Source organism: Actinoallomurus acanthiterrae (assembly GCF_054775715.1).
The window spans coordinates 4,968,110-4,978,997 of the sequence record NZ_BAAHCO010000001.1 but is presented as its reverse complement, the minus strand read 5'-3'; the positions used below and the strand labels follow the sequence as shown (position 1 = coordinate 4,978,997).

The 10,888-nt window shown below is 75.5% G+C and carries 1 protein-coding gene and 3 pseudogenes; all 4 read right to left on the bottom strand.

The window, feature by feature from the left end:
• Positions 1–4: 4 nt before the first annotated feature.
• Positions 5–1,096: pseudogene (locus tag ACYVF7_RS23890) on the bottom strand (polyketide synthase dehydratase domain-containing protein); the annotation flags it as partial.
• A 241-nt stretch (positions 1,097–1,337) separates the two neighbouring features.
• A pseudogene (locus tag ACYVF7_RS23885) lies at positions 1,338–3,830 on the bottom strand (type I polyketide synthase); the annotation flags it as partial.
• A gap of 93 nt (positions 3,831–3,923) precedes the next feature.
• A pseudogene (locus ACYVF7_RS23880) lies at positions 3,924–8,519 on the bottom strand (type I polyketide synthase); the annotation flags it as partial.
• A gap of 5 nt (positions 8,520–8,524) precedes the next feature.
• Entirely contained in the window at positions 8,525–10,849 is a 2,325-nt protein-coding gene (locus tag ACYVF7_RS23875) for a type I polyketide synthase (protein ID WP_460358076.1), read from the bottom strand.
• Positions 10,850–10,888: the final 39 nt, after the last annotated feature.

Here is a 10,888-nt window from a genome sequence, read left to right as displayed (position 1 = left end):
GCACCAGGACGCGGCCGTCACGGACCGCCAGTTGGGGCTCCCCGGACCCGGCCGCGGTCCGCGGATCGACGGTGCCGTCGGTGTCGAGCAGCACGAACCGGTCGGGGTGTTCGGTCTGCGCCGAGCGTACGAGGCCCCAGACGGCGGCCGTGGCCAGGTCGGTGATCTCGTCGTCGGTCGCGGTGGCGACCGCGCCATGGGTGACCACGACGAGCCGCGCGTTGTCCGGGCGGTCGGCGGCCAGCCGGTCCTGGAGGGCGGCGAGCACGTGCGTGAGCGCGGACCGCACCGCAGCGGGTACGTCCTCGCCCTCGCGGGACGGCGGACAGTCGAGAAGGGTGAGGTCGTCGACGGCCGATTCGCGTCGCGGCGCCGCGGTCCAGGTGATCTCGTGGAGCGCGTCGGCCGAGGCGATGCGCAGGGCGGCGCGCTGCTCGGGGCCGACCGGCCTGAGGGCCAGGGACGCGATTTCCGCGACGGGGGCGCCGGTGGGGTCGGTGATGGAGAACGCTCCGTCGCGCAGCCGTACCCGCAGCTCCCGTGTGCCCGGGCGGTGCAGCCGTACGCCGCTCCAGGCGAACGGCAGCGCCGGCTCGCCGGTGCCGGCGGCGCTGAGGCCCAGCAGGTGCTGCGCGGCGTCGAGCAGCGCGGGGTGCACGGTGAACCGGTCGGCCTGGGCCGCGGGCTCCGGGTCGAGAGCGACCTCCGCGTAAAGGTCATCGCCGTCCCGCCACGCACGGCGCAGACCCTGGAAGGCCGGGCCGTACCCGTATCCGTCGTCGGCCAGCCGCTCGTAGAACCCCTCCAGGCTCAAGGGCTCGGCCCCGGGCGGCGGCCACGCCCGCCGATCGGCCGGCGGCTCCGCGGCCGGCCGATCGGTGAGAGTGCCTTCGGCGTGCAGGGTCCAGGGCGCGTCGTCGTCCGGCCGGGAGTAGATCCGTACGGCTCGGTCGCCGTCCACCGCCACCTGCACGGTGGCCGTGCCGTCCTCGGGCAGTGGCAGCGGCGCCTGCACGGTCAGCTCGTCGAGGCCGCCCGCGCCGACGCGCGTGGCGGCGGCGAGCGCGAGCTCCACGAAGCCGGTACCGGGGAACACGGCGACACCGCCGACCCGGTGGTCGGCGAGCCATTCGTGCTCGCGGACCGCGCCGGCCGGTGAGCACGAGCCCGCCGGAGCCGGCCAGCTCGGTCACGGTGTCGAGCAGCGGGTGGTCGCCGGATCCGCCGGTGGCCTTGGGCCGGTCGAGCCAGTAGCGGCGGTGGTGGAAGGCGTAGGTGGGGAGGTCGACGTGGCGGCCGCCGGACAGGAGGGGGCCGAAGTCGACGTCGGTGCCGGTGACGAACAGTTCGGCCGCCGAGGTGGCCAGGCGGTGCAGGTCACCGTCATCACGGTGCAGCGAACCGACCACGACGGCCTCTGCCCCGTCGAGGGTCTCCTCGATCCCGGGGGTCAGGACCGGGTGGGGGCTGACCTCCAGGAAGGTGGTGCGCCCGGTCTCGGCCACGGCGCGGATCGTGTCGGCGAACCGCACCTGCCGCCGTAGGTTGTCCAGCCAGTACGAGGCGTCCAGCCGAGCGGTGTCGAACAGGTCCGCGGTGACCGTGGAGTAGAACGGCACCTCACCCGTACGCGGCTCGACATCGGCCAGCACCTCGGCCAGTTCCCCGCGCAGCTGCTCCACCTGGGCGGAATGCGAGGCGTAGTCCACCGGGACCCGCCGGGCCCGAATCCCATCCCCCTCACAGCCGGCCATCAGCTCCGCGAGCGCTTCCGAATCACCCGAGACCACCACGGAAGCGGGGCCGTTCACCGCCGCCACCGTCACCCGCCCATCCCACGCGGCCAAGCGCCGCTCGACCTTCGCCACCGGCTCGGCGATCGACACCATGCCGCCCTGGCCGGCCAGCCGGCGGATCGCCTTGCTCCGCAACGCCACAATGCGGGCGCCGTCACGCAGGGACAGGCCGCCGGCGACGCAGGCAGCCGCGATCTCGCCTTGGGAGTGTCCGATGACGGCCTCAGGCCGCACGCCCAACGAGCGCCATACCTCGGCCAGGGACACCATCACCGCCCACAGCACCGGCTGCACGACGTCGACGCGTTCCAGCTGATCGGCGTCCCCGGCGGCCTCCCACAACGACCAGTCCACGAACTCGCTCAACGCCGCCGCGCACTCACCGAACCTCTCGGCGAACACCGGCGACGACTCCAACAGCGAAGCGGCCATGCCCGCCCACTGCGCACCCTGGCCCGGGAACACCCACACGACACCCGACTCCCCGGCACCCGCCCGTACCCGGCCCCGCACCACATCGGGACTCACCTCACCGGCGGCCAGGGCCTTCAACGCGCCGATCTTGTCCGAGCCCAGCGCCACCGCCCGGTGCTCCAACCGCGCCCGGCCCGCCACCAGCGAGAACCCCACATCCACCGGAGACGCGCCCGCAGCCGAGGACGCCAACCGTCCGGCCTGGTCCCGCAGCGACTCCGCACTCGCCGCCGACAGCACCCACGGCACCGGCCCATCAACGAGCGCAGGCTCGGGCTCGGGCCCTGGCTCGACACCCTCGATGATCACGTGCGCGTTCGTGCCACTCACCCCGAACGACGACACCCCCGCCCGCCGCGGGCGGTCCGGGGCCTCCCACGCCCGGGTACCGGTCGCCAGTTGGACGGCACCGGACGTCCAGTCCACGTGCGGGGTGGGCTCATCGATGTGCAAGGACGCGGGCAGCACACCGCGTCGCATCGACTCCACCATCTTGATCACACCCGCCACCCCGGCCGCAGCCTGCGTGTGACCCAGATTCGACTTCACCGACCCCAACCACACCGGACGATCCTCCGGCCGGCCCTGCCCATACGTGGCCAGCACCGCCTGCGCCTCGATCGGATCACCCAGCGTCGTCCCCGTGCCATGCGCCTCCACCACGTCCACATCGGCCGGCTCCAGGCCCGCGTCGGCCAGCGCGGCCCGGATCACCCGCTGCTGCGCCGGTCCGCTCGGCGCCGCCAGGCCGTTCGACGCCCCGTCCTGATTCAGCGCCGAGCCCCGCACGACGGCCAGCACCCGATGGCCCTGACGGCGCGCGTCCGACAGCCGCTCCACCAGCACCAGCCCCACGCCCTCGGACCAGCCGGTGCCATCGGCAGCCGCCGCGAACGCCTTGCACCGGCCGTCCGCGGCGAGACCCCGCTGCCGCGAGAACTCCACGAAGGCGCGCAGGCTGAACATCGCGGTGACGCCGCCGGCGACCGCCATGGCGCTCTCCCCCGAACGGACGGAGCGGACCGCCATGTGCAGGGCCACCAGCGACGACGAGCACGCCGTGTCCACCGTCACCGCGGGGCCTTCGAGCCCGTACGTGTACGCGACCCGGCCGGACACCACGCTGCCCGCGTTACCGATCAGCAGGTGGCCCTCGGCCTCCTCGGGGATGGCGCCGAAGCCGGCGGTGTAGTCCTGGCCGTTGCTGCCGATGAACACGCCGGTGGGGGTGCCGCGCAGCGATCGCGGATCGATCCCGGACCGCTCGAACAGCTCCCACGACACTTCCAACGCCAACCGCTGCTGGGGATCCATCGCCACCGCCTCACGCGGCGACACCCCGAACAAGCCGGCATCGAAATCCGCCACATCATGCAAGAACCCACCCGCACGCGCATACGACGTACCGGAATGCTCAGGATCCGGGTGATAGAGACCATCGAGATCCCACCCACGGTCCTCCGGGAACCCCGAGATCACATCCCGCTCCGCGGCCAGCAACCGCCACAAACCCTCCGGCGAACCCACCCCACCCGGAAAACGGCACGCCATCCCCACGATCACCACCGGATCGTCGTCGGCCGGGGCGGAACCCGGATCGGTGGCCGCCGGTTCGGCCGCGGTCCCGTACAGCTCCCCGGACAGGTAGGCGGCCAGGCTCCGCATGGTGGGGTGGTCGAAGACGACGGTGGTCGGCAGCGTCAGGCCGGTCTCCGCGCCGAGCCGGTTACGCAACTCGACCGACATCAGCGAGTCGAAGCCGAGCTCCTTGAACGCCCGCACCGGGTCGACCGCGTCGGGGTCGGCGTGCCCGAGGACCGCGGCGCTCTGGGTACGGACCAGGTCGAGCAGTGCGCGTTCCCGTGCGGCGGTATCGGTGAGGCCGGCCAGGGCGGTCGGCGCGGGCCGGTCCTCCACGGCCGGCCGCGCGACCTCCGTGACGCCGGAGATGAGCCGGCTCGGCCGGGCGACGGTGAACATCGGCGCGAACCGGGCCCAGTCGATGTCGGCGACGGTGACGTGCGTGTCGTCCCGGTCGAGGGCGTGCCACAGCGCGGCGACGGCCCGGTCGGCGGGCATGGGGCGCAGCCCCCATCGGGCGAGTTGCTCTCCGGCGTCACCGCCGGCCATGCCCGGGCCGGCCCAGTGCCCCCAGGAGACGGCCGTCGCCGTACGGCCCTCCGCGCGGCGGCGGTGGGCCAGGGCGTCCAGGTAGGCGTTGGCGGCCGCGTACGCGCCCTGCCCGCTGCCGCCCCACACGCCGGCACCGGAGGAGAACAGGACGAACGCGTCGAGTTCCCGGTCGCGGGTGAGCTCGTCGAGGTGGCGGGCCCCGTCCGCCTTGGCCGCCGCCGACGCGGCAAGGGCGTCGAGATCGAGGCCGGCGAGCGGGGCCGCGTCCCCGACACCGGCGGTGTGGACGACGGCGTCCACCGGGTGCTCGGCGAGCAGCCGGGCGAGTGCGTCGCGGTCCGCGGCGTCGCACGCCGCGACCGTGACCCGCGTACCGGTCGCTTCGAGTTCGGCGCTGAGGTCGGCGGCGCCGGGCGCGTCCGGGCCGCGCCGGCTGGTCAGGACGAGGTGGTCGACGTCGCATTCGGCGAGCCGGCGGGCGACGTGCCCGCCGAGGGCGCCGGTGCCGCCGGTGACGAGCACGGTGCCGCGCGGCCGCCATCGCCGTACGGCTCGCGCGGGCGTGGCGTGCCGGAGGCGGCGGCCGTACGCACCGGATCGGCGCACGGCGATCTGGTCCTCGCCTCGTGGATCGGTCAGCAGGGCCGCGACGTGGTCGGCCGCCGCCTCGGTGGCCGCGGCGGGCAGGTCGAGCAGGCCGCCCCAGACGCCGGGGTGTTCGAGCGCGGCGACCCGGCCGAGCCCCCAGACCGCAGCCTGCTCAGGCGCGGGTGCGGCGTCGGCGGGATGCGCGGTGACGGCTCCGCGGCTCACCGACCACAGCGGCACCCGCGACCCGTCCGTGACCAGCTCTTGGAGCAGCAGCAGCGTGCCGTGCAGACCGCGGGACACGGTGCCGCGTGCCGGCCGTTCGTCCATCGGGAGCAGCGAGACGATGCCGGTGAGGCCGGGCCCGGTCAGGTCCGGTGGCGTGCCGTCGGTGGCGTCGTACGTGACGGTGGTGACGGTGGCACCGCAGCGGCGCAGCGCGCCGGCCAACGCGGCCGGCCACGCCTCGTCCGGCTCGGGCGGCACGACGAGCAGCCAGGAACCGGCCCGGTCCGGGCGGGCGGCCGGGGGCAGGAGGTCCCAGCCGGCCTCGTACCGGAGCGCGTCCAGCGCCCGGTCGTCGCGCCGGTGGGCGCGCCACACGGCCAGGTGCGGCAGGACGGCACCGAGCGGCTCCGGGTCGGACAGCCCGAGCTCGGCGGACAGCCCGTCGACGTCGCCGCGTTCGACCGCCACCCAGAAGTCGGTGTCCGCCCCGCCGTCACCCGGCCGGGCCGGGGCCTCTCCGCGTAGCCAGTACCGTTCGCGCTGGAACGGGTAGGTGGGCAGCGGGACGCGCCGCGCGCCGGCGGGCAGCAGCGGCGCGAAGTCGACGGGGACCCCCCGTACGTACAGCTCGGCCAGGGACAGCACGAACCGGTCGAGGCCGCCGTCGGCGCGCCGCGACGACCCGGTGGCGACCACCGGAACGCCGTGGTCCTCGGCGGTCTCCTGCAGCCCGAGCAGCGCCACCGGATGCGCGCTGGCCTCGACGAACACCCGGTGCCCGGCGTCCAGCAGGGATCGTACGGCGGCCTCGAATCGTACGGGCTCGCGGGCGTTGGCGTACCAGTACTCCGCGTCCAGCCGGGCGGTGGGCATCGGCTCGCCGCGCACGGTCGAGTAGAAGGCGGTGGGGCAGTCGGCCGCCGTGATGTCGCCGAGCGCGGCGAGCAGGTGCTCGCGCAGCGGCTCGACCTGCGCGCAGTGGGATGCCACCGTGGTGGGCACGATCCGCGCGGACACCGAGCGCCGTTCGCAGTCCGCGACCAGTTCCTCCAGCGCCGGCAGGTCCCCGGCGACGGTCACCAGCCGGGGGCCGCTCACCCCGGCGAGCGCCAGCCGGCCGTCCCGGTGGTCGAGGAGCCCGGCCGCCTCGGCGGCGGGCAGCGCCACCGAGGCGATGGCCCCCTTGCCGGTCAGCCGCTCGGCGAACAGGTCGCTGCGCAGCACCACGAGCCGCATCGCGTCGTCCAGGTCGAGCGCGCCCGCCACGCACGCGGCGGCGATCTCGCCCTGGCTGAGACCGACCACCGCGTCCGGTCGCACGCCATGCGCCCGCCACAGCTCCGCCAGGCCGACCATGACGGCGAACAGCACCGGCTGGAGCACCTCGATACGATCCAGGCCGGGTGCGCCCGGGGCCCGGCGCAGTACGTCGGTGAGAGACCAGTCGACCAGCCCTGTCAGTGCCTGTTCGCAGGCCTGGATGCGGGCGGCGAACACCGGGGAGGCGTCGAGCAGGGCGCCGCACATTCCCGCCCACTGCGCGCCCTGGCCGGGGAACACGAACGCGACCCGGCCGGCGTCGTCGCCGGCCACCGTGCCGGTGACGACATGCGGCGCCGGGGTGCCCGCCGCGACCGCGTCGAGCCCGGCCAGCGCCGCGTCACGGTCCGTCGCGACGATGACCGCGCGGTGCTCGAGCGCGGACCGGGTGGTCAGCAGGGCGTGCGCGACGTCCTCCAGGGCGTGCCCGGGGTGGGCCTCCAGGTGCGCGCGCAGGTCCGCGGCCCTGGCCCGCAGCGCCGCGGCGTCCCGGCCGGACAGCACCAGCGGTACGGGCCCACCGCCCGACTTCCGCTCGGGCGTCGGGGCCCGCTCGGGCGTCGGGGCCCGCTCGGGCGTCGGGGCCCGCTCGGGCGTCGGGGCCTGCTCGACGATGACGTGCGCGTTGGTGCCGCTGATGCCGAACGACGACACGCCGGCCCGCCGTACTCGATCCTGCCGGGCGGGCCAGGGAACCGGTTCGGTCAGCAGCTCCACGCGCCCCGCGGACCAGTCCACGTGCGGGGTCGGGGCGTCCACGTGCAGGGTCGCGGGCAGGACGCCGTGCCGGAGCGCGAGGACCATCTTGATGACGCCGACGATCCCGGCCGCGGCCTGGGTGTGCGCCAGGTTCGACTTGATCGACCCCAGCCACAGCGGGCGGTCGTCCGTCCGGTCACGGCCGTACGTGGCCAGCAGCGCCTGTGCCTCGATGGGGTCGCCCAGGGTGGTGCCGGTGCCGTGCGCCTCGACGGCGTCGACGTCGCCGGCGGCCAGGCCGGCGGAGGCGAGCGCCTGCCGGATCACCCGCTGCTGGGCCGGCCCGTTCGGCGCGGTGAGCCCGTTGGACGCGCCGTCGGAGTTGATCGCCGAGCCACGGACGACGGCCAGGACGTCGCGGCCGTCGCGTACGGCGTCCGACAGCGGTTGCAGCAGCACGAGCCCGATGCCCTCACCGAACCCCGCGCCGTCGGCGCGAGCCGCGAACGGCTTGCAGCGCCCGTCGGCGGCCAGGCCCTGCTGGCGGGAGAACTCCGCGAACACGTCCGGCACCGACAGCACGGTCACACCGCCCGCGACCGCCATGGAGCACTCGCCCGCGCGCAGCGCCCGTACGGCCAGGTGCAGCGCCACCAGCGACGACGAGCAGGCGGTGTCCACGGTCACGGCCGGGCCTTCGAGGCCGAACGTGTACGCGACCCGGCCCGACGCGACGCTGCCGGCGTTCCCGTTCCCGAGGTGGCCCTCCACCTCCTCGGGGATGCCGGGCAGGCGGGCGGCGTAGTCGTGGTACATCAGGCCCGCGAACACGCCGGTGCGGGTGCCGCGCATCGCCATCGGGTCGACACCGGCGCGTTCGAACAGCTCCCAGGACGACTCGAGCAGCAGCCGCTGCTGCGGGTCCATCGCCGTGGCCTCGCGCGGGGAGATGCCGAACAGGCCGGCGTCGAAGTCGGCCGCGTCGTAGAGGAACCCGCCCTCGCGGGCGTGGCTGGTACCCGCGCGCGCCGACCCCGGATCGTGGAATCCGCCGAGGTCCCAGCCCCGGTCCGTCGGGAACTCGCCGATCGCCTCGCGTCCGGACTCCAGTAGTTCCCACAGCTGTTCGGGGCTGCGAGCGCCCGGAAGCCGGCAGGCCATCGACACGATCGCGATGGGTTCGCGGTCCCGCGCCTCCAGGGCGTCGAGCCGGTCGGTGGTGTCGGCGAGCTCGGCGGTGACGCGCCGAAGGTACTCGCGCAGCTTCGCTTCGTTGGACATGCGGTTCACCCGTCACTCGGCTGGGCCGGCCCGGCGTCGGTACCGACGCGACCGAGCCTGCGGTCGATGAGTTCGAAGATCTCGTCGTCGGTCGCGACCGCCAGGCGCTCGGCGTGCCCGGCGTCCGCCGGGCCGGTGCCGTCGCCGACCCTGTCGAGCAGATCGCGTAGCTGCCGGGCGACGGCGGCGTTGGTCATCTCGTCCAGTTCCGCCGCGGCGAGCTGGGACTCGAGCCGCCGCAGTCCGGTGAGGATCGCGGACGGGTCCGGCGCGTCGCCGTCCGGGGCGAGCTCGGTGGACAGGTACCCGGCCACGGCGGCCGGCGTCGGATGGTCGAACACCAGGGTGGCGGGGAGCCGCAGGCCGGTCTCCGCGTTCAGCCCGTTGCGCAGGCGGACGGCGGACAGCGAGTCGAAGCCGAGGTCCTGGAACGGACGGCGCGCGTCCGCGCGGGCCGGCGAGTCGAACCCCAGTACGGCGGCGACGTGTTCTCGTACGAGTTCCAGCAGGGTCCGTTCGCGTTCCTCCGGGGCGAGTCGGGAGAGGCGTTCTCGCAGGTCGGACGGGCCACCGGTGCGGGCTGCGACGCGCCGGGCGGCCGGCGCCAGGTCGCGCAGGACGGGCGGGAGCGGCTCGGCCGCGTTGCGCGCGGCGAGGTCGAGGCCGACCGGCACCCAGGCCGGTTCGGCCGTCGCGACCGCCCGGTCGAGCAGCTCCAGGGCCTCGCCGGTGGACAGTGCCCGTACGCCTTCGCCGGCCATCGCCCGGCGGTCGGCGGCGCTGAGCCGCTCGGTCAGACCGCTGGCCGGGCCCCAAAGGCCCCAGGCGAGGGAGTGCGCGGGCAGGCCGTTGGCCCGGCGGTGCTGCGCGAGCGCGTCGAGTACGGCGTTGGCGGCTGCGTAGTTGCCCTGACCGGCCCGGCCGAGCACCCCCGCCGCGGAGGAGAACAGCACGAACGCGGCCAGGTCGTGGCCCGCGGTCAGCTCGTGCAGGTGCCACGCGGCGTCGGCCTTGGCGGCGAGGACCGCGTCGAGACGGTCCGGGGTCAGCGCGGAGATCAGCCCGTCGTCCAGCGCCCCGGCGGTGTGCACGATGCCGGTCAGCGGCCGCGCGGGGTCGATACCGGCGAGCAGGTCGGCGAGCGCGCCCCGGTCGGCCACGTCGCACGCGGCCACCGTGACGCGGGCACCTGACCGGTCCAGCTCGGCGGCAAGGTCGGCCGCGCCGGGCGCGTCCGCGCCCTGCCTGCTGGCCAGCAGCAGGTGACGGACACCGTGCGCGGCGACCAGGTGGCGGGCGACCAGGCCGCCCAGCGTCCCGGTACCGCCGGTGACCAGGACGGTTCCGGTCCCGTACGCGGGCCCGGTGGCATCGGTCGCGGTGGCGTCGGCTGCCGGCGCCAGGCGGGGGGTCAGCGCGCGGCCGTCCCGGAGCGCCAGCTGCGGCTCGCCGGACGGGAGCGCCGCCGGGTCGAACGGCGCGTCCGCGTCGACGATCACGATGCGGCCGGGGTGTTCGGACTGCGCCGACCGCACCAGTCCCCAGACCGCCGCTCCGGCCAGGTCGGTGACGGGCTCGCCGGGCCCGGTGACAACCGCGCCGTGGGTGACCACGAGAAGCGGCGCGTCGGCGGGACCGTCGGCCGCGGTGTGCTCCTGGATCCGGTCGAGCACGTGCGCGGTGACGGCCCGCACGTCGGCCGGAACGCTCCCGGTACGGGGCACGTCGGCGCAGTCCAGCGTCGCGGCGGGCACCGGTGCGCCCCGATCGCCGGCGGGCACCGGTGCGCCCCGATCGCCGGCGGGTACCCAGCCGAGCCGGAGGAGGTGTCCGTGGTGCGCCGGCCGTGGCGCCGCCAGCCGGTCGGCCGGAATGGGCCGTACCGACAGCGACGCCACCGACGCCACCGACAGCCCCTGGGGATCGGTCAGCTCGACGGCGTACGTGTCCGCCCCGACCGGGTGGATGTGCACGCGGACCTCGGTGGCCTCGGCGGCGTGCACGGTGACTCCGGCCCAGCTGAACGGCAGCCGCAGTCCCGCGTCGTCGCCGGCGATGCCGATCGCGTGCAAGGCGGCGTCGAGCAGCGCGGGGTGCAGCGTGTGGTCCTCCACCGGGCCGGCCTCCCCCGGCAGGACGACCTCGGCGTACAGGTCGCCGTCGGCGCCCCGCCGGACGGACCGCAACCCCTGGAAGGCGGGCCCGTAGTCGTAGCCGGTGGCGGCCAGCCGCGCGTACGCGTCGTCGAGGTCGATCGGTGTCGCGTCCGCGGCCGGCCGGTGCCCGCCGCCGGCGCCGGCGTACGGGCGAGGCGGCCGGAGGCGTGGCACGTCCACGCGGCGCCGCCGGACGTCGTGGCCGGCCGGGCG